This is a genomic window from Deinococcus cellulosilyticus NBRC 106333 = KACC 11606 (assembly GCF_007990775.1).
GTDB lineage: Bacteria > Deinococcota > Deinococci > Deinococcales > Deinococcaceae > Deinococcus_C > Deinococcus_C cellulosilyticus.
Map to the genome: position 1 here is coordinate 182,312 of NZ_BJXB01000003.1, position 17,483 is coordinate 199,794.

A 17,483-nucleotide genomic window follows, 5' to 3' on the forward strand; every position below is an offset into this window, starting at 1 on the left:
GCCTCAGATAATCGTGTCCACACCGGAGGTCTGCTGAGGATCACTGCCAGCATGACCGTAGCTGTCAGGATCACCAATGCTGTCTTTGTCTTGTGGTGCATACTTCCTCCGAAGGGTGGCCACGCCATAACCGAGGGCCCCAACGCCGATCAGGACCTTTGCCCAGTCAGGGAGGGCCCCACCACCGGCACCAATGCCGTATTTGGCCAGTGCGTCTGTGATGCCTGACATGTGCACGCCCATCTTGACGATGGGAGATGCAGCAAGCTCAGCCATGTAGGCCTGCCTCTGGTCTGCAGGCAGGTCGATGCTGGAGAGTTCACCGACCAGGCCGATCAGGTCATCTGGACTGAAGGGCACAGCCTCTTCAACGTAGGGCTCTTCTTGCTCCTCATGCTGAGGATCAGAGGTGCCCTGCAGGGCAGCATCTGCCAGTGACTGAGGCAGGGTGGGATCGGGAGGGGTGGGAGGTCCTGGAGGGGTTGGGGGGGCATTAAATCCGTTGGTGATTTTCTGTTCATCCATTTTGCGCTCCTGGGACAGTCCAGCCTGCCAGAGGGTCTGCAGGAGGATTCAACTTCAGGTTTCGGGGTGCGACGGGTACAGCAGTGGAGGGTGCAGGCCTGCCCGATCTGCCCGGTTGACGACCGGAGAAGAGAGCGAGGGCAGTGAGCAGGCCCACAGCACAAAAACCACCGAGCACCGCAAAAATTGAGACCTTCGAGTCACCACTGTCCACCGGGGAGGTTGAGGGCAGGTTTTGATGCGTGGTGTCTGAAGGGGGTGCTGCAGGTTGCAGGGCATCTGGCACAATGGGAGCTTCGTTCACCAGGGCCAGAGTCAGGGGGTCCAGGCCGGTCACAGGGGCCGGTGCTGGAGAAGAGGGAGCAGCTGCAGGGGGCACAGCCGCAGAGGTGGCCACCGAGCGGGGTCTCATCTGCGTTTCCCTCTGGATGTGGACGGGGTGCGGGAGGGATCTCCAGCTGCAGATTCCAGTCCGGTTTTCCCTTCGTTGTAGACGGCACTCACACCGTCTGCGGCATCTCGACCGGCCCCACGGAACTGCTTGACCAGAACCGCGCCGGTGAAAAGCACAATGGCAAGGCCCCACATGCTCCAGGGATTGTTTACAGCGTCCTTGGCCACTTCGTTAAATGAGACTTTTCGGTCAGGCAGGACGGTTTGATCCAGCACAGGACTGGCCATCTTTTCCTGCACGTACCGGGTAAGACCGGGAGTATCGATCAGCTGACCCACGACCTGCTGAGGGTTGGCCAGTTTGTCACCAAGAGCTTTGAGCTCATCCATGGTGGCCAGCTTCTTGTTGATCATGTATGCACTCACGGCCAGCGTGATCACGAGCAGGAGACCGACCAGAATGGCAATCAGGGGAAGTGCAAGGACAGGCATTATTTCACCACCGAGAGCCAGAACCAGAATTCACCAGTGGCTTCTTCAAAGCCTTTTCTGGGGCGGAATTTTCCACCCACTTTGTCGAGACCGGTGAGGGGATCAACAAAGTTGGTTGCTGGAAGTTTGATGTTGGGGTACTTCTGGTGAATTGCAGGAACGACCAACTTGTCCCACACATCCCCCACCAGGGCAAGGCGGTAGCCACCTGCAACCAACTTCACCACCCGCTTGAGAATGGGGTCTTTGACTCGGACCTCAAACCGGTATGCACCAGGGGGAAGTGAGGTGAGATCTGCAGTATTTTTCACACGCTGCTCTGCCATGGTTCCAGAGTGGTGTATCCGATCACACAAAAAAACACCGGTTCATGCGCATGGTTCGTGAGCACGGACCGTGAGCACGGTGCATGCTTTTGGTGGTGCTGGAGGGTTTACTCCAGCACCAGGGTCAATTTTGCTGAGCCGTGCAGTTTGATGTCCAGCAGGAGGTCCATCAGCACACGCTCAAAATGCTTCCCGGTCTGGTGGTCCTGCAGGCGCTTCCGGAGGAACAGCAGGAGGTCATGCATCCGGAGCCTGTACCACTTGGAAGAATACGTGAGTTGTGATGCTGGAGCGTCCTGCACAAACTGGTGTTTGATCAGTCTGTACCGTTTGGCCACCTGCACATCAAAAACCACGGACCGTGAACCTGGGCTGACACTGATCACGATCAGGGCATAGTAACCCGTTGCACCAGGCCTGCGGTGCAGGGTCCGGATGTGGTTCCCTGGAGCACTGTAAAAGGGGTCTCGGAGGTTTACCAGATGGTGAATGTCACGGTTCATGTTTTTCAGAACCCCCATCCCACACCCACCATGCGCATGAAGCGTGACAATTGCCGTTTGAAACGCAATCTGCGTTGAACCAACAAATCGGCCTGTTCAATTGCAGAATACTTGCACGGCACAGTCTGAACCACGTCCCTGAAGTGATTCTTGGCGTTCCGAAGCCTGACATCTGCACGTCTGGCCAGTTGTTTCAGCTCCTCATTGCTGAAACGGTAGAAACCATTCTGGTATCCCCAATCGTTTAAAGCCTGCAGGTCTCTCACTGGCCACCTGCAGGAATGAACAGACTAAAGATCCACATGAATGCAATCATGCCGAGAGCCAGGCCTGCCCCGATCAATGGCAAACCGAGCATTGCAGCCACAGCCAGGAGCAGCAGGTCTTTGAAGTGGTCCCAGTCCCACCGGCTCACTGGTGGCCACCTTTGGGGGGTTCTGCTTCACCGCACACCCGCAAACTCAGTTCATAGAGCACTTCCAGCAGTGCAGCTGTTGCAGGGCCGATGTTGGGGGCCCCGATCATGTTCTGTCCGGATTCGATCTGGTCCAGGTTGCTGAGGGAGCCGCACCGATCCAGCACTGCCTCTGCAGCGGTGCGGTTGTGCAGGGCCACACTGAGCAGTTCCAGGTCGGTCATGTCCTCGACCTTTCGGGGGTTGCGCTTGCTGAACAACCGACTGGCCAGAAGTCGGGCGCTCTGGAGCAGGTGGATGGTGGTTTCAGTTTCAGTTGATGGTGCAGGTGCTGTTGCCGTCATGATGATCTCCCAAACCCTGTACACGCCCCGTGATCATTCTTGTGCTGCACGCTGTTTTCTACCCGCTCTCCAGAATGCGTTTTAAGGCCTCTCCAAATCCTTTCAGGTATTAGATGACCTGCGCTTTTTGCCTTACAGGGCCTCTATCAGTCGGTGGTGTTCCTCCTTTCCGGTTCCATCCCACGGTTTGGTGTACGCAGGCAGCTGATTCTGGAACTGATCGACTTCATGGGGTGCCAGGTGGTAAGAAATCTGGCCACCATCAGGCATGTCGATGAAAAGCACATGGCACCAGTCCGGGGTTTCATCCGGATCGATCCCGATCCCGGCCTGCAGGCCAAGCTCAATGCTGTACTTTGCCAGGGCCATGGCCAGCATGTTCCTCTGGTGGTACACATCTTCCAGATTGGCCTGCAGATCGGCTTTCTCCTGCTCCAGGTCCTGCAGGAGAAACCGGTCTGCTTTGCGCCCCATCAGACCGACATAAAAGCCGAGCAGCAAGCAAATGAGTGCGAACCATACGGGCACCTCATTCAGCATGGGTCCCCTCCTCTCTCCAGGGGTGGGCCCTGAGGAAATCACGGGTTCTCCGGACGGTCAGCTTTTCAATGGCCACCTGGATCTCCCTGAAGATCTTGTGTTCTTCTTTCTCCAGCAGCTGGGCCGCATGCAGGATTTCCCTGCTCTCCAGGTGCGCGACCTCATGCGCGATGGTTTCCCAACATTCCTGCAGGGAGTCCATCTGAGAGGGATCAAACTGCAGATCAGCCTCCAGGTATGCGTCCAGGTAGTAGAGCTGGGCCAGCTTGTTCTCTTCTCTCCGGGTAGCGGTCAGGTGGATTTTGATTTCCTCTGGAATCCCAAAAAACCGTTTGGCTTCCACCCTTGCCAGTTCTGCAATCTCCATGGCCTTCTCAGGATCAAGCATGGTCTTCCTCCTGCAGGAGATGGGGCTGGGTGGCCACCGGCTGAACAGGCAGGCCCCACTTTTTGATCTTGTACCACCCCTTGACTTCCAGGCTGGATTTCACCAGGCCCTGCTTCTCCAGCTTCCGGAGCCAGTATTCAACCCAAGTCAAAGCCTTGCTTTCTTCGTGCAGGAAGTTGCTCTGTTCATCTGACCATCCTGTTTCAGGGAGGCCCCACCCGGTGATCAGAATGTGCCACTGTACAGAAACAGTTGTCACCTCATGCCGGTGTTTCTTTTTAAGAACCTCCAGGGCCTGCAGCACCAGCTGGGCCCGGTTGCTCTCCAGATCTGGAGCGGGGTGCACCTGCTTCCAGCACTCTGCACACCAGACCTGGGATTCGTCTTGCTGAAGTCTTTTGTCTTTGGGGTGCACCAGGCGCTTCACCACATGGCCGCATGAAACGTGAAAATGGTAGGCAATCCCCTGCCCTCTCTCGACTCTGGTCACTGCTCTGAACATTAGGTCTCCTTCATGCTTTCACCCGTGTCACACAGTCGCGGGGCTGCAACACCAGTTCATCCCACAGGTCGAGCTGTTTCAGCCTCCACACCAGGGCCGCACCGGGTTTTTTGCGGATCTCGCCTTCACGCATGGACTCGTCCAGCCATGCCAGTTGATTCAGCAGGTATTCAAAACGGTCTCTGCCCTGGTCCTTCATCCGCAGCAGTTGCCAGAGGATGAAACGGTAACAGTTCACGTTGGAAACGTCGTTGTACCGCTGAGAAATTCCGTTCGAGAGAATTTCAACCCGTGCGCCACGTTCGTTTCTGGGGCAGTCCCGGAGGGTCAACAGGTCAAAAATGGTGTCCAGGTGCACCGGAGATACATTACTAACGGTTTCCTTTTGTTTAAAACCAACAAAAGACGGTGATAACGACCAATTACTTATAAGTATTTGTGCGTCTAACATCTCTTCGGCTTCTGATGTATCTCCGGTCCTGCTTTGCAGAAAATTCCAGACCGTTTTTTTGTCGGCCATGTCAGCTTCCAGGTCACGCCACTCCTGCCTGAGTTCATCTGGGGTGAATCGGGGGGTGAAGTCACTGGAGGGGTCCAGTTTCACGCAAAAGAGGGTGCCGGTACGCCGCACCACCAGAGAAGGGTCATGCCGTTTGCCCCTGCGCTTCACTGTGGTCGTTTTGGGGGCATCCTCTGAGGTCACAGGGGGATTTGTGCCCTCCTCTCCTTCTGAGGCCTCTGAGGGCTTCTCAGGAGCAGGAATCCAGGTGGTTTTGCCCTTCCATGCCACCAGGCCATGACGGATCAGGTGATGGCGGATTTCGTACAGGTAACTGCTGCTGTAACCGGTGTATTCCATCAGCAGTTCTGCAGGCAGGTGGAAGGTCACAGACTTCATGAGATCCAGGCGCATGCCAATGGTTCGCCCGTAGGTGCGAGCCAGGCGCTGCAGGGCCCTGTACACCACATCAGCTGCAGGAGGCAGGGACTTCATCATGGACTGGTAAATCGGGCACTGGTCCAGAAGTTGGTCCACCTCATCTTTCAGCACCTCTTCCAGGGGCTTTGGTTCCGTCATGATGGGAAGCACATCATCTGTGCGCCGTCTGGCCACCCGTGGATCTGGAGCCATCCCTTTGGGCATGGCTTGTGTGAAATCTCGCAATTTTTCGGGTGTGGGCTTTGCTACAGTCGGAACAGGCCCGGCTTCGGGTAGCAGGTATTGCTGGGCCTGTCTTGCAATCTCAGCAGCTGTCTCCTGGTCATAAATGTTGGTCAGGTAGACCGAAGGGTCAAACTTTCCGCGTGACATCAGATCCCCTGCCTGTCACGCACACGTGCAGTTTTTGCCATCAGGTTGATCAGCAGTGTGATGCTGACAGGCCTGATTTCGGCATCGTCCAGATATGGCTTTCTGAGTTGCAGCACCGTCTGCTGCAACTCTTCCAGGCCTTTCAGGTCGTTTGCTGCTTCGTAAATTGTCCCTTGCTGTTCCGCTTGTTTCAGTTGAAGTAGGGTTTGATCGCGGTCCAGATGGTCCATCTCAGCTCATCTGCCCTTCTGGATCTGGTCGATCCACCAGGCGGGGGATCTCCACACTGTCCTCGTCAAAGTGGATCATGAACCGCTTCTGACAGCTCACATTCTGGCAATCCACCAGACGCTCATAAGGTGTGGTTTCATTGGGCTGCAGATCAAACCCGAAGTTGTTTTCACAGCCACAGGTGGGGCAAAGCACAACCACATCAATCTCTTCTCCTGAAGGGTCCACATGCACCGCGTTCCCGGTGGCCACCTCTTCTGTGACCGTTGCGGTCGGCACAACCTCCACACCTTCCACGAAATGCACAGCTCCAGCGTCTTCACCAGAGAGGAATGGGGGCATCCATTTTTCCTGGATGGGGAAACGGTCAAATTCCTGCTGAACGTACATGGCCAGAGTGGTGCCATAAAACGCCTTCCAGCGCATTTCACGGTCCATCTGGCGCATGGCCACATCACTGGTGTCCCCCTTGTACACCTTCAGAGCCATGCTGTACCCCAACAGGTTCAGCAGGTCCTCTTCCGTGGGTTGCTCGATCTCCTGGTTGTCCAGGGCCATCAGCACCGCATCCTCTGAGGTCCAGCCTTTTTCGACCAGGCGCACCGCAGGTGTCATGTGGTGCCCTGCAGGGAAGGGGGAGGTGGGTCCTGCAGCATGGGTTGCTGGATCTGACAGATCCAGCAACCGGTCAAACCACGCGGGGATTTGTGCAGGTGCAAACGCAGCCATGATGCCCATCTCTGCACGCAGGTTGTCACGGGCATGCTCTTCAGCAGGCACATGAAAGACGGCCAGGGCCTGGAGGATGTCGAAAGCTGATTTCATGATTGACCTCCGAACAGTCCAGAGAGTTTGGTCTTGGACTGCTTTTTCTTTTCTTTGTGGGTGACGGTGAGGGCCTTCTGGAGGTTCATCTCCAGACGCCGCTTGATGTTCTGCAGGAGGTAGGTGGTGGGGTGGGTGGGGTCATTCAGCCACTTCAGCCACTTCGCAACCTGCAGCACCTGCTCCTGCAGCTTCTGGCTGTCCCCATCTCTGGCCAGTTGCTCCGCGTGGTTCCCGTAATTGATGGCCTGGTTCTTGATGTCCACCAGCTGCAGGGAAGTGGGAGGGGTCAGGTCCTCAGACATCACAGATCACCCACCCGATCCAGGGCATCCATGAGGGCCCGGGCATGGCAGGCAGACCAGTTGGCCTGTCTTCTGGCCTCCAGGGTCAACTCACCGGCATACGCTTTCACTTCCTGGTCGTGCACAGACAGGACATGCAAGTACTCACCGGTCACCCGCTCATACAGGGGCAGGTGCTGCACCAGTGCATGGAGGTCATTTCGCTCCAGGGCCTTTTCCTTTGCAGTTGTCGTCAGGTCATGGGGCAACTCACCGAGCACCGCATACATGCAGTTCAGGTCCTGCTCCTCCATGGGGTAAGCGAAATACACCCACGCCTGGAACAATAGAGGGTCTTTGGGTTTGAAGGGGTCTCTCCAATCGCGGGGGCATGCAGGCGCATGAATGGCCAGTTGCTGCAGGAGCTTTGCCTTGCGTTCCTTGGCAATCTCGTCTGCCTGCTCCTGCAGGGTGTCTTCCATGGCCGCCAGGCACTTCTGGATGTAGGTGCTGCTGAAAGACTCTGCAACCCCATGCCACTCTTTGGTGTCTGGGTGAGACATCAGCTTGCCCTCCTCGCTGCGGCCTGCTGCTCCTCGATGTGGGAACGAACCAGGTAATCGGCCAGCCGGGGCAAAACCACAGCAGCAAACTCCTCAGGGGTACATTCCACCCCGTCAATCCGGTAACCACCAGCAAAACACCGCTTCTTCTGTTTTGGGCCTCTCTTCTCTCCGGACATATCACTCCTTGCTGTTACTTGTTACAAATAACAAGTCCGAAAGCTGACAATTGAACGCTCTGCAGAGATGGACCAGGTTTTTCAGCGAGGGGATCAGCGTACCGTTCTCCCACCTGGTGACATCTGCTGCTCTTTCTCTACGCTGAAACGCCTTTTCAGCAAGATCATAAGTACTCCAACCGCGCTCGGCACGCTTGGCTTTGATCTTGCTTCCAATCTGCAGAATCTCTGGAAGCATGGTTAGATGTTATAAGTAACAGCATAACCTGTCAAGAATGACAGCTGTGACTTGTCACGTTCAACATTGTTACTATTAACAGTATGATTACACTCGATGGCCTTACCGCAGACAGAATATTGCCCACTGAGAGAGGGTTAGAGTTCATGCCCAAGCAATTTATTGACGCAAAGGTTGCAGGAGAATTTATAAGGCAAAAACGTGAAGCCCTAGGTCTCACTCAGCGGCAGCTGGTAGAGCAGACTTCACTTCCTGACCCAGAATATTTATCGAATTTTGAGCGTGGAATTCGCCATGTAGGACGCAGCTACAAGCACTTTACTAGCATCGCAGAAGCACTGCGCCTTTCTCCAGAAGAGATGATCTATTTAAATCCCAACCTGGAGCGTGTTCTCAAGACCAATGAGCATGCTGGCAACCTAGTAATTGTTAATGTAAATAAAGAAACAAAAGGACAAATTGTCCTTTTGCCATCTCAGAATGCTGAACTGGTTATAGATAGAAGTAGCAGAACAGGCGTACTCCTGTTTAAAATTGGAGATGAGTTCTGGATCATTGATTCAGATAGTCCGCTGTGCCCAGATAAAGAAAAAACCTTCGGAGAAATCAAATCAATTAATTTCTCTTGATTCTAAGCATTCCATAGAAACAGGTCTATTATTTAAAATCCAGCGATTGGCATCATCAAGGTTTTCAGGAAGTACATACACACGCCAAACTCCATTCTTCACTTCGATAAACAGATCTATTTGTACTGCTAATGCCTTGATCTGTTCTATGGAGAGGCTGTCTAATTCTTCGAGATCATCGTGAAAATGCATCTAAAATTCGCCTCGCCTCTATAATTTTTTCGGTTTCGATCCATGCACGCAACCCAAGAGGAAACTGCAGGAATGCAATATCAGCTTTCTCAAGGGCGTTTGCTTCAGTTTCGAGTAATGGCCGACCCAGTTCTGTGAAATTGCGCAACATGTTGATTCGGATTGTGCCCATTTTTCCTCACTGCAATGAGCCTAAATCTGGGGGGGATGTTATAGGGTTGTCACACAGGGTAGGGAGAAACCCCTAACGTTCCTAGTTTTTTTGTCGCATCTTCAAGAGTTGAGCGATTTCAGAGAATTTTCCAATTTTCCTGAAAAAAGTTGGAACGCAACCTCTTTGGAATGAAAAAACCGGGCGTTTATACCCGGTCAGAAGGATCAGTCAGCAGGTGCCGCAGTGTCCAGGAGGTGGGGGAGGACCATCCTGTTTGGAAATGTTTTGGGTGGGCACAGCGGCCCCACAGCTGCTCAACACCAATGCCAAAACTGCGATCCAAAGGGGAAATCTTTTCATGACTCCAGCATAGGAACACTTGAAGAGAAAACCCCTGGTTTTACGTTCCAAGTTTTTCAATGATGGGTTGGTATATGACGGGTGGCATGCCCAAGGATTCCAGGGCATGGCGGTGCCGGTGGGCCTGATGTCTCTGCTCTACTGGTATCTGGCCACCTGCCAGAAGCGTCAGCACATGACGGGTCATGAAGTCCTTGGGATAGGTTTTAACTTTGGTGCCTGCGCGCCTTGCTCCAGTGGCGGACACGACCACGAAATCTGCAGCAACCTCCTGCAGCTGGGCCGATTCTCTGGCCAGTAGGTACAGCGGCACTGGTGTAAAGTCCCGCATCCACTGGATCAGCCATTCCCTCTGGCCAGTTGGCAGGGCACGAAATTGCTGGGCCATGGTGGCCAGCGCTTTTTGCACCTCATCCCCTTTCGGAAGATGGGGCAGGTTGGCATGGATCTGCACCAGGTTGGCAAAGAAAGTCATGGCCATGAGACCAATTCCAGTCTGAGGATACCTGAATGCCTTTTTGAGCACGTCCAGGGCGCTCTGGTCATGGTTCATACTGAGGGCCAGGGCCAGGGCCGACTGGCCCAGAAATCCCAGAATTTCACCGTAATCAGTTCCCACACACTTCTTGATGCGATCCAACTGCAAAAGGCGGCGTTCCCGATTCTCAGCCACATGAAACAGGGGAAGCTTCAGATGAAACTCTCTGGTGAAAGCACGCAACTCTGAAAGAATCGGAATCATGTAAGGAGATGCGGCCATGGAAGGGGCCTCAATAGCATCCTTTGAGGCTTGTCCCTCTCTCAGGGCCTTCAATGTGGCTCGTGACCACTGAGGTAACCATTCAGGGGTTTTCCCTGACAACCAAGAACCAACGGTCGCATACTCTACTGCATTGTTGTGAAGCCCAGTATTTTCTGCAGTTGACCGCACGACTTCGCCAAAGGTATCTACACCTTTCCCTATGTCTCCGGTATACAGGCTTCTCCAGGCTGACTCATAATGCACGATATCCCTGAACCGCTTACATTCAAGGATGTCTGCAATTTGCCCTGCCTTGATAAAAAAACCAACACCTTCTTGCCTCTTCAAGGTACTGGCTGCAATAGCCAGCGCAAGGTAAGCCCTGAATTTGGCTTCCAGGTTCACCAGACTGCTTTTCAGTGGCCAATCTGGCCTGAATGACTGAAGCACCCGTTGCATGACATCATCCCCTCCGGAGTCCACCAAGAAACCAAAGTAAAACGATTTGCATAGCACACAACTGGAGTGTTTGTACACCAGGGCCATGGCCTCATTCATCTGACCACGCAAGCGCAGAATGGCAGCAATTCTTGCGTCTCGCACACTGCAATCTGGCAAACCCTGCAAGGCCACCAAAAGCTCTGACAGCCTCTTCTCCTGCTGGACCTGCAGAAAGAACTGATCCCACTCAACAGGGCAGAAGATCAGTTCCTGTAAGTCTGCAGCAAAAGAAACGTCCATATGTATCAGGATATATAAACTCGCCTTCTGGTGCTAGCATGAACACCAGTACCGGAGGGAGCATGAGGAAACCTATACTGAGTGCCGCGTTACTTTTGTTGTCTGCCTGCACTCCTGCGCAGCAAGCAGAGTTGGCAACATCCATCAACAAGTTTAATGAGTCTCAGACGCTGAAAAGTAAACTTCAGTATGGCTTAAAAAGCACTCTCAGTTGCACAGACCAGAACGGCTTCACACGCAACCAACTGATGGTGGGTGAGAACTCCTGTGTTCTGGTGCTGGAAACTCCCATTGATTATGGAGTGCTATACCTCCACACGCAGGCAAGTTACCTGGAAAAGCGTGGAGGGATTTTCAACCCGTCTTTTGAAGAAGTCAACAAAGACGGATATGGAAAGTTTGAGATTACAGAATATGTCCAGAAGAATCGAAGCAGAAATTTTGTCATTCTTCCCTTCAAGTATTTTGTGACAGACAAGAATTTTTGGCGGAGCTTCCCACAAAAGCTTGTAACATCTTTTTCTTCCACACAAGCGGTAGATACGAGTCTGGTTGAAATGACCTTGAACTATGCTGCTCCAGCAGTAAGCTTACCTCCAAATTCTGGAACTGTCTTGGTCCAAGGATCTAAGGTGATTACATCGGTTTTAATGGCAGTTGATCAATACCTTTCAGCAGACAAAAATCCATATGGTCTCAAGCTTTTTGCAACCTTGTGTGTTGAAGATACTTGTTCAAATGAAACGCTATCTTTTGTAGGTGTGAATGATAAGCACTGAAGGGATTTAGCATGCGTGCGGCCATCTACCTTCGGGTCTCCACAGAGATCCAGACCACCCGTTATGGCCTCGACGCACAGAAGGCTGACTGTGAGGCCTACATCAAGCAGCAGGGCTATCAACTGGTGGCCACCTTCAGTGATGCGATCACCGGCACCAGCATGCAGCGTCCGGGACTCCAGTCCCTGCTGTCCCGTCAGGATGAGTTTGACCTGGTGGTGATCCCGGATGTGGACCGACTGGCCAGGGCTGTCCCTGCAGCTTATGCCCTGCGTGATCAGCTGCTTGCTGCAGGCCTGGAGGTGCACGGGGCCAGAGACGGACGCTACGATCCAGACGACGAAAGCAAGGAACTGGCTTTCGGTTTCAAGGCGATTCTGGCCAGCAATGAACGCAAGCGCATTGTGCGCCGGTTGATCTCCGGACGTGCGGCAAAGGTGGCCAGGGGCGAATTTGCCAAGCCAATAGATGCCTACGGATGGTCTGCAGGAAAGATCAACCCGGTGGAAGCTGAGCATGTGCGCTGGATCTACAGCATGGCCCTCCGGATGGGGGGCAGGCAGATCATTGACCGGCTGGAATTGGCAGGGGTCCTCTCTCCGGAAGGGGAAAGCAGATGGCATGTGTCATCTCTGAACCGACTGCTGAGAAATCCCCTGTACCGTGGGGAATACCACTTCAAGATCCCTGGAGGGACACAGCACGTCCTGCCCTGTGACGCGATCGTCAAGCCTGAGATCTGGTGGGCTGTGCAGGCTGCAGTCAAAACCCGCAAGTCAAATGGCAATGCCAGAGGCAACAGGACCGACCGCTTTCCCCTGACAGGAAACATTAAGTGTGATGTGTGTCAGCACGCCATGACCGGCCTGGAAGACGCACGTGTGAGGAAGGACGGCACGCGACTGCTCTATTACACCTGTGGCCACAGCAAGCACACCCGGAAACGCGAATGTGGCCACAGCACCCACTACCCTGCTGCAGACATCCATGAAACAGTCTGGACCATGCTCAGGGCCCTGGTGGAACGTCCTGAGCATGTGATCAGCACCCACATCAGAATCCAGACTCCGGAGTTCCCAGAGCCCGACCTGGAAGCTGCAAAGGCAGAACTCAAACGCAGATGGGACAGGGCCTATGCTGCATATGAAAAGGGCATCATCAGCCTGGACGACCTGGAAGCCAAAAAGAGAGACCTCGACCAGGCGCGTGAGGCCCTGCAGGCACGCACCACCCCCAAACTCACCCTCGATGTTGTGGACTGGGCCGCAAGACTCAGGGCCCTGCTGCAAAGTGACACCAGTCTGACCAATATTGTGAAAGAGCAAGGCATCTTTGTCATGGTCAATACGTCTGGGAAGGTGTTTTTGGAAGTCAGGCAGCTGGATAAAATGCCAGTGGAATAATCTCACTCTTCATCGTGAATGGTTACGCGGTGGCCTCTGGAGCGATGCCTCCGGAGCACTTTCAGAATGCCATTCAGGAAGTGCTGAAACTGCAGGAACAGGGCCACTGATTTCAGCAGGTTTGTCAGTGCAGGCCAGAAAATTCTGGCCTGTTTTTCTGGGTTTTGCATGACCAGGGCAATCAGGCGATAATGGATTCATGTCGCGCGTCCAACTGCTGGAGTCCACAAGAATGGAATTGCAACCTTACCATGAAGAGTTTAAGCAGTATGTCGCTGACCTTAGACTGCCAGAGGGACACTGGAGCGGATATGATCCCGAAACGGGTTTGCGGATTGGGGGCAGGGTGATTCCGCCAACGCCTCAAGAAATCTGGGCAGACACAGACCTCTTTTTGCAAGGTGAGGTTGTAAGGGTGGGGGTTCAGTTTCTGATGCGTTTTAAGAAAATGGTGATCGAGGTGACTGGGAAGCAGGTGACATTTCGTAACCTCTTCAGGCTGGTGAGTGATCAATGAAATGAAGAGCGTATTGGTTTTTTTGTGTTCAAATGGTCATTGAAAACAAAAAACCCGCCCGGCTGGACGGGTTTTTTGTCTGATCCGCTCAGTACTGACGGCCAAACAGGATGCGCTTGCTGTAACCCGAGGGTTTGCCGCACTTCACGCAGGTTCCGGTGCTCTCCTGATTGAAGTACTCGCCTTCTGAGAGGGGTTCGTTGCGGGTGGTGGCTCTGGTTTCTTCCTTGATGCTGGCCTCGCAGGCAGCATCGGCGCAGTGGTGGGCCAGCACCCACTTGTTGTTGTCAATTTCGGTCTTGAACTGCTCGAAGGTGTCCACTGGAACCGTGTTCTCCAGCAGGAAGTCCTCGGCACGTTTGAACAGGAACTGCTGGATCTCCTGCAGCCTTGCAGGCATGCCGGAGATGACCTCTTCCCGGGGCAGGATTTCCTTGTCACCGTGGGTGCGGTTCTTGACCACCAGCACACCCTGCTCCAGATCGCGGGGACCAACTTCCAGACGCACAGGCACCCCTTTGAGCTCCCAGTCGTTGTACTTGAAGCCATTGGAGAGGCCTTCGCGCTTGTCCACCTTCACCCGGACACCCAGAGCTTTCAGTTCATCGGCAATCTGGTCTGCAGCCTCGAACATCTGCTCGGTGTTGTCCTTGCGGGTCACGGGCACAATCACCACCTGAATGGGGGCGATGTTGGGGGGCATCTGCAGGCCCTTGTCGTCCCCGTGGGTCATGATCAGGGCACCGATGATGCGGCTTGAGATCGCCCAGGAGGTGGTGTGCACGTAGTGCTCCTTCTGGTCGCGGCCCTGGAATTTCACCTCGAAGGCTTTTGCGAAGTTCTGGCCCAGGTAGTGGGAGGTCCCGCTCTGCAGGGCCTTACCGTCGCGCATCATGCCCTCGATGGAGAAGGTGTCCACAGCACCCGCGAAACGCTCTGAAGCAGTTTTCTTGCCTCGCACCACAGGCAGGGCCAGAATGTCCCGGCAGAAGACATGGTAGATGTTCAGCATCTGTTGCACTTCATTCCGGGCTTCCTGCTCGGTTTCGTGGGCGGTGTGCCCCTCATGCCAGAAGAATTCAGCGGTGCGCAGGAAAGGCTTGGTGCGCAGCTCTGCACGGAACACGCTGCCCCACTGGTAGTGCAGGTAAGGCAGATCCCTGTAGGAGTTCAGCCACTGGGACCACATGTGCCCGATGATGGTCTCACTGGTGGGACGCATGACATAAGGCTCTTCGAGCACTTCCGTGCCAATCTTGGTCACGGTGAAAAGCTCGGGGGCAAAGCCTTCCACATGGTCGGCCTCTTTGGTGATGAAACCCATGGGGATCAGGGTGGGGAAGAGCAGGCTCTCGTGGCCGGTCTCTTTGAATTTGTCATCCAGCCAGCGCACAATGCGCTCCCAGAGGGCGTGTCCATAAGGCTTGACCACCATGCTGCCACGCACAGGGCTGTAATCGGCAAGGTCGGCTTTGGTGATGACCTCGTTGTACCACTCGTTAAAATCCACACTCTGTGGGGTGACGCCAAACTGTTGGGCTTTCTTGTCCTGACTCATCTTGAGTAGTGTAACAAATTGGGTTTGAGGGGTTGTGACTGTGCTAGAAGGGGTCAGCAGAAAGCCGAGGGCCGAGGGCTGAGAGCAGAAAGATCGTTTGCGGGAGCTGGATTTGCAGAGCAGAAAGCAAGTGGATCTGTTGGTTCATTTCTTCGATCCAGATGCCCCTGTCTACCTGGGCATTTTGAGCTGTGGCGGGAGATGCAGCTTTTGCTCTGTGCCTTCCTGATCATGTTGCGCGTGTCATTTTGCTATTGCCCTCAGCCTTTCACCTTGACATCTTCCCCAGACTCCCCAACAATAGACCCATGACATGGGAAAACTGTATACAATTTACCCGGTTTTCTCTGGTGTACTGCCCGCCACCCCGCAGGGGGTAAATTTTCTTTCAATTCATGAAAAGTGGCCTGCGTGTGTTGCCCTCTGCAACATTTTGTAGGTGATGTGCCTTTGATTTCCTCCTTCTGCCCCCACAATGGCAGGAGCACATGATTTTCAGGAGAAACAATGAGACTCAGCCAGTCTTTTTTTTACACCCTTCGTGAAGTTCCGAGCGACGCCGACATTCGCAGCCACCAGCTTCTGGTGCGGGCCGGGTATATCCGCCGCCTGGGATCAGGGTCCTACAGCCTGCTGCCCCTGATGCAACGGGTGATCCACAAAATTGAAGCCATCGTGAGAGACGAACTGGACCGCATCGGAGGCCAGGAGTGCCTGCTTCCCCAGATGCACCCCGATGAAGTCTGGGAAGCGTCCGGGCGTCTGGAAGCCTACCGTGCAGAGGGCATCCTGTTTCACTTTCAGGACCGCCAGAACAGGGGACAGGTGCTCGCCCCGACCCATGAGGAGGCCGTGACCCTGGCTGTGAAAGACGTGCTGCGCAGCTACCGCCAGTATCCGGTGCACCTGTACCAGATCCAGACCAAATTCCGGGACGAGATCCGGCCCCGTTTTGGCCTGATGCGCTCCCGCGAGTTCATCATGAAAGACGGGTACTCCTTTCACACCTCGGCACAGTCCCTGGAGGACACCTACCAGCAGATTGGACAGGCCTACGAACGGGTCTTTGAACGCCTGGGCATCAAAGTGGTGGCTGTGGAAGCAGACTCTGGTGCGATGGGTGGCAAAAAGAGCCGGGAATTCATGGTCCTGACCCAGGCGGGAGAAGACGAGGTGCTTTACACTGCAGACGGCCAGTACGCCGCCAATGTGGAAAAGGCAGAATCCATCTTCAGTCCGGCGGTTCCGTCCAGATTCACCGAACACCACAAACACCACACCCCGGGAACCCCGACCATTGCCACCCTGTGTGACTTCATGGACTGTGACCCCACGCAGGTGGTCAAAAACGTGCTCTATCAGGCGATTTTCTCAAGTGGCGTACTGGTTCCAGTGCTGGTCAGCATCCGTGGAGATCAGGATGTGAACCCCACCAAACTCTCCAACGTGCTTTCCGAGATGTTCAGTGGACTGGGAAGCCTGCAAAGTCTGGAGGTGCCAGATGCAGATCAGCTCAAGGAATGGACCACAGGAGAACTGCCGCTGGGCTACATCGCCCCGGACCTCCCGGACAGCCTGATCGCCTTCAGGGAGGGGGTGCATGGTCAGTTTGCCCGCATCACCGACTTCACGGTTTCAGAACTTGAAAACTTTGTGACCGGAGCCAACGAGACTGACCACCACGTTTACGGAGCCAACTGGGGTGGAAATTTCCAGCTCGGGTACCTCGCAGATGTGCGGATGGCAAAAGCAGGAGACCGTGCCAAACACGACCCGGAGCAGACCCTGCTCAGTGCCAGAGGGGTTGAGGTGGGCCACATCTTCCAGCTTGGGAACCGATATGCAGACCGACTGGGACTCCGTTACCTGGATGCCCAGGGACAGGAGCAGGTCCCCCTCATGGGCTGTTACGGCATGGGCATCACCCGACTGGCCCAGGCCATTGTCGAGCAATCCCACGATGAGCAGGGCATCATCTGGCCACTGGCAGCAGCACCGTATCAGGTCATCCTCACGGTGGCGAACATGGGACAGTCAGAGCAGGCTGAAAAAGGCCTGCAGCTGTATCAGGACCTGAAAGCAGCAGGCCTGGAAGTGATGCTGGATGACCGGGACGAACGGGCCGGAGTCAAATTCAAAGACGCAGACCTGATCGGCATCCCTTTCCGTGTGGTGGTTGGAAAGACCATCCAGGAAGGATTGGTGGAACTCATCACCAGACAGACCGGAGAAAAACAGCAGGTTGCGCTTGAAGATCTGGAGTCGACCCTCTCAGGTCTATGTGTGGAAAGAAAACGTTCTGACAGCGTTTGCTAACATGATTGCAAAAGCACCCCAAAGCTTCTGGA

26 protein-coding genes are annotated in these 17,483 nt (G+C 54.4%); 5 read left to right on the top strand and 21 right to left on the bottom strand.

The annotated features are described in order from the left end of the window. Positions 1-3: 3 nt before the first annotated feature. From DC3_RS28945 to DC3_RS04770, 18 genes are all read right to left on the bottom strand, one after another. Positions 4-525: a hypothetical protein gene (locus tag DC3_RS28945; RefSeq protein ID WP_186815817.1), complete on the bottom strand. Its 522-nt coding sequence runs from the start codon at positions 523-525 to the stop codon at positions 4-6. Continuing rightward, positions 518-937, bottom strand: coding sequence for a hypothetical protein (locus tag DC3_RS04695; RefSeq protein WP_146882781.1), 420 nt, complete (start codon positions 935-937; stop codon positions 518-520). Before DC3_RS04695 ends, DC3_RS28945 begins: the two co-directional genes overlap by 8 nt. Then, positions 934-1,410, bottom strand: a complete 477-nt coding sequence (locus DC3_RS04700; protein ID WP_146882782.1) for a hypothetical protein — start codon at positions 1,408-1,410, stop codon at positions 934-936. The genes DC3_RS04695 and DC3_RS04700 overlap by 4 nt, the downstream gene beginning before the upstream one ends. Then, the gene (locus DC3_RS04705) at positions 1,410-1,736 is read right to left on the bottom strand and encodes a hypothetical protein (RefSeq protein WP_146882783.1); all 327 of its coding nucleotides are present in this window, start codon (positions 1,734-1,736) and stop codon (positions 1,410-1,412) included. The genes DC3_RS04700 and DC3_RS04705 overlap by 1 nt, the downstream gene beginning before the upstream one ends. A gap of 107 nt (positions 1,737-1,843) precedes the next feature. Continuing rightward, the gene (locus DC3_RS04710) at positions 1,844-2,239 is read right to left on the bottom strand and encodes a hypothetical protein (protein WP_146882784.1); all 396 of its coding nucleotides are present in this window, start codon (positions 2,237-2,239) and stop codon (positions 1,844-1,846) included. Positions 2,240-2,244: 5 nt separating this feature from the next. Next, positions 2,245-2,505: a hypothetical protein gene (locus tag DC3_RS04715; protein WP_146882785.1), complete on the bottom strand. Its 261-nt coding sequence runs from the start codon at positions 2,503-2,505 to the stop codon at positions 2,245-2,247. Then, positions 2,502-2,654: a hypothetical protein gene (locus DC3_RS28950; protein WP_186815818.1), complete on the bottom strand. Its 153-nt coding sequence runs from the start codon at positions 2,652-2,654 to the stop codon at positions 2,502-2,504. Before DC3_RS28950 ends, DC3_RS04715 begins: the two co-directional genes overlap by 4 nt. Then, the gene (locus DC3_RS04720) at positions 2,651-2,998 is read right to left on the bottom strand and encodes a hypothetical protein (RefSeq protein ID WP_146882786.1); all 348 of its coding nucleotides are present in this window, start codon (positions 2,996-2,998) and stop codon (positions 2,651-2,653) included. The genes DC3_RS28950 and DC3_RS04720 overlap by 4 nt, the downstream gene beginning before the upstream one ends. 132 nt (positions 2,999-3,130) lie before the next feature. Beyond that, a complete protein-coding gene (locus tag DC3_RS04725; RefSeq protein WP_146882787.1) occupies positions 3,131-3,538 on the bottom strand; it encodes a WDGH domain-containing protein in 408 nt (135 codons plus the stop codon). After that, on the bottom strand, positions 3,528-3,926 hold the full coding sequence (locus DC3_RS04730) for a hypothetical protein (protein ID WP_146882788.1): 399 nt from the start codon (positions 3,924-3,926) through the stop codon (positions 3,528-3,530). The genes DC3_RS04725 and DC3_RS04730 overlap by 11 nt, the downstream gene beginning before the upstream one ends. After that, a complete protein-coding gene (locus DC3_RS04735) occupies positions 3,919-4,428 on the bottom strand; it encodes a hypothetical protein (RefSeq protein WP_146882789.1) in 510 nt (169 codons plus the stop codon). The genes DC3_RS04730 and DC3_RS04735 overlap by 8 nt, the downstream gene beginning before the upstream one ends. 10 nt (positions 4,429-4,438) lie before the next feature. After that, positions 4,439-5,740 carry a hypothetical protein gene (locus DC3_RS04740; RefSeq protein WP_146882790.1) on the bottom strand — a complete coding sequence of 434 codons (1,302 nt, stop codon included), beginning with the start codon at positions 5,738-5,740 and terminating at the stop codon, positions 4,439-4,441. After that, positions 5,740-5,970, bottom strand: coding sequence for a hypothetical protein (locus DC3_RS04745; protein WP_146882791.1), 231 nt, complete (start codon positions 5,968-5,970; stop codon positions 5,740-5,742). The genes DC3_RS04740 and DC3_RS04745 overlap by 1 nt, the downstream gene beginning before the upstream one ends. A gap of 1 nt (position 5,971) precedes the next feature. Continuing rightward, positions 5,972-6,796 (bottom strand): hypothetical protein, encoded by an 825-nt coding sequence (locus DC3_RS04750; RefSeq protein WP_146882792.1) that lies wholly within the window; start codon positions 6,794-6,796, stop codon positions 5,972-5,974. Continuing rightward, positions 6,793-7,101, bottom strand: a complete 309-nt coding sequence (locus DC3_RS04755) for a hypothetical protein (RefSeq protein ID WP_146882793.1) — start codon at positions 7,099-7,101, stop codon at positions 6,793-6,795. Before DC3_RS04755 ends, DC3_RS04750 begins: the two co-directional genes overlap by 4 nt. Then, a complete protein-coding gene (locus DC3_RS04760; RefSeq protein ID WP_146882794.1) occupies positions 7,101-7,643 on the bottom strand; it encodes a hypothetical protein in 543 nt (180 codons plus the stop codon). Before DC3_RS04760 ends, DC3_RS04755 begins: the two co-directional genes overlap by 1 nt. Then, positions 7,643-7,822 carry a hypothetical protein gene (locus DC3_RS04765; RefSeq protein ID WP_146882795.1) on the bottom strand — a complete coding sequence of 60 codons (180 nt, stop codon included), beginning with the start codon at positions 7,820-7,822 and terminating at the stop codon, positions 7,643-7,645. The genes DC3_RS04760 and DC3_RS04765 overlap by 1 nt, the downstream gene beginning before the upstream one ends. 1 nt (position 7,823) lies before the next feature. Further along, a complete protein-coding gene (locus DC3_RS04770; RefSeq protein ID WP_146882796.1) occupies positions 7,824-8,060 on the bottom strand; it encodes a helix-turn-helix domain-containing protein in 237 nt (78 codons plus the stop codon). Positions 8,061-8,143: 83 nt separating this feature from the next. On the opposite strand from DC3_RS04770, the gene DC3_RS04775 reads away from it, so the two are divergent. Further along, positions 8,144-8,689, top strand: a complete 546-nt coding sequence (locus DC3_RS04775; RefSeq protein WP_146882797.1) for a helix-turn-helix domain-containing protein — start codon at positions 8,144-8,146, stop codon at positions 8,687-8,689. On the opposite strand, the gene DC3_RS04780 is transcribed toward DC3_RS04775, so the two are convergent. Further along, a complete protein-coding gene (locus DC3_RS04780) occupies positions 8,672-8,881 on the bottom strand; it encodes a hypothetical protein (protein WP_146882798.1) in 210 nt (69 codons plus the stop codon). The genes DC3_RS04775 and DC3_RS04780 overlap by 18 nt on opposite strands. 554 nt (positions 8,882-9,435) lie before the next feature. Next, on the bottom strand, positions 9,436-10,878 hold the full coding sequence (locus DC3_RS04785; protein ID WP_146882799.1) for a hypothetical protein: 1,443 nt from the start codon (positions 10,876-10,878) through the stop codon (positions 9,436-9,438). A 38-nt stretch (positions 10,879-10,916) separates the two neighbouring features. On the opposite strand from DC3_RS04785, the gene DC3_RS04790 reads away from it, so the two are divergent. From DC3_RS04790 to DC3_RS04800, 3 genes are all read left to right on the top strand, one after another. Next, a complete protein-coding gene (locus DC3_RS04790) occupies positions 10,917-11,657 on the top strand; it encodes a hypothetical protein (protein WP_146882800.1) in 741 nt (246 codons plus the stop codon). Positions 11,658-11,668: 11 nt separating this feature from the next. Continuing rightward, a complete protein-coding gene (locus tag DC3_RS04795) occupies positions 11,669-13,060 on the top strand; it encodes a recombinase family protein (protein WP_146882801.1) in 1,392 nt (463 codons plus the stop codon). Positions 13,061-13,292: 232 nt separating this feature from the next. Then, a complete protein-coding gene (locus DC3_RS04800; protein ID WP_146882802.1) occupies positions 13,293-13,577 on the top strand; it encodes a hypothetical protein in 285 nt (94 codons plus the stop codon). Positions 13,578-13,665: 88 nt separating this feature from the next. Here DC3_RS04800 and proS read toward each other — a convergent pair whose 3' ends face one another. Beyond that, positions 13,666-15,135, bottom strand: coding sequence for a proline--tRNA ligase (proS, locus tag DC3_RS04805; protein ID WP_146882803.1), 1,470 nt, complete (start codon positions 15,133-15,135; stop codon positions 13,666-13,668). Between the two features lie 507 nt (positions 15,136-15,642). On the opposite strand from proS, the gene DC3_RS04810 reads away from it, so the two are divergent. Further along, positions 15,643-17,451, top strand: a complete 1,809-nt coding sequence (locus DC3_RS04810; RefSeq protein ID WP_146882804.1) for a proline--tRNA ligase — start codon at positions 15,643-15,645, stop codon at positions 17,449-17,451. The last annotated feature ends 32 nt before the right edge of the window (positions 17,452-17,483 follow it).

Coding starts and splice junctions, on each gene's coding strand:
- DC3_RS28945 (WP_186815817.1), bottom strand. CDS start 525: ATGGATGAACAGAAAATCACCAACGGATTTAATGCCCCCCCAACCCCT.
- DC3_RS04695 (WP_146882781.1), bottom strand. CDS start 937: ATGAGACCCCGCTCGGTGGCCACCTCTGCGGCTGTGCCCCCTGCAGCT.
- DC3_RS04700 (WP_146882782.1), bottom strand. CDS start 1,410: ATGCCTGTCCTTGCACTTCCCCTGATTGCCATTCTGGTCGGTCTCCTG.
- DC3_RS04705 (WP_146882783.1), bottom strand. CDS start 1,736: ATGGCAGAGCAGCGTGTGAAAAATACTGCAGATCTCACCTCACTTCCC.
- DC3_RS04710 (WP_146882784.1), bottom strand. CDS start 2,239: ATGAACCGTGACATTCACCATCTGGTAAACCTCCGAGACCCCTTTTAC.
- DC3_RS04720 (WP_146882786.1), bottom strand. CDS start 2,998: ATGACGGCAACAGCACCTGCACCATCAACTGAAACTGAAACCACCATC.
- DC3_RS04725 (WP_146882787.1), bottom strand. CDS start 3,538: ATGCTGAATGAGGTGCCCGTATGGTTCGCACTCATTTGCTTGCTGCTC.
- DC3_RS04730 (WP_146882788.1), bottom strand. CDS start 3,926: ATGCTTGATCCTGAGAAGGCCATGGAGATTGCAGAACTGGCAAGGGTG.
- DC3_RS04735 (WP_146882789.1), bottom strand. CDS start 4,428: ATGTTCAGAGCAGTGACCAGAGTCGAGAGAGGGCAGGGGATTGCCTAC.
- DC3_RS04740 (WP_146882790.1), bottom strand. CDS start 5,740: ATGTCACGCGGAAAGTTTGACCCTTCGGTCTACCTGACCAACATTTAT.
- DC3_RS04745 (WP_146882791.1), bottom strand. CDS start 5,970: ATGGACCATCTGGACCGCGATCAAACCCTACTTCAACTGAAACAAGCG.
- DC3_RS04750 (WP_146882792.1), bottom strand. CDS start 6,796: ATGAAATCAGCTTTCGACATCCTCCAGGCCCTGGCCGTCTTTCATGTG.
- DC3_RS04755 (WP_146882793.1), bottom strand. CDS start 7,101: ATGTCTGAGGACCTGACCCCTCCCACTTCCCTGCAGCTGGTGGACATC.
- DC3_RS04760 (WP_146882794.1), bottom strand. CDS start 7,643: ATGTCTCACCCAGACACCAAAGAGTGGCATGGGGTTGCAGAGTCTTTC.
- DC3_RS04765 (WP_146882795.1), bottom strand. CDS start 7,822: ATGTCCGGAGAGAAGAGAGGCCCAAAACAGAAGAAGCGGTGTTTTGCT.
- DC3_RS04770 (WP_146882796.1), bottom strand. CDS start 8,060: ATGCTTCCAGAGATTCTGCAGATTGGAAGCAAGATCAAAGCCAAGCGT.
- DC3_RS04775 (WP_146882797.1), top strand. CDS start 8,144: ATGATTACACTCGATGGCCTTACCGCAGACAGAATATTGCCCACTGAG.
- DC3_RS04780 (WP_146882798.1), bottom strand. CDS start 8,881: ATGCATTTTCACGATGATCTCGAAGAATTAGACAGCCTCTCCATAGAA.
- DC3_RS04785 (WP_146882799.1), bottom strand. CDS start 10,878: ATGGACGTTTCTTTTGCTGCAGACTTACAGGAACTGATCTTCTGCCCT.
- DC3_RS04790 (WP_146882800.1), top strand. CDS start 10,917: ATGAACACCAGTACCGGAGGGAGCATGAGGAAACCTATACTGAGTGCC.
- DC3_RS04795 (WP_146882801.1), top strand. CDS start 11,669: ATGCGTGCGGCCATCTACCTTCGGGTCTCCACAGAGATCCAGACCACC.
- DC3_RS04800 (WP_146882802.1), top strand. CDS start 13,293: ATGGAATTGCAACCTTACCATGAAGAGTTTAAGCAGTATGTCGCTGAC.
- proS (WP_146882803.1), bottom strand. CDS start 15,135: ATGAGTCAGGACAAGAAAGCCCAACAGTTTGGCGTCACCCCACAGAGT.
- DC3_RS04810 (WP_146882804.1), top strand. CDS start 15,643: ATGAGACTCAGCCAGTCTTTTTTTTACACCCTTCGTGAAGTTCCGAGC.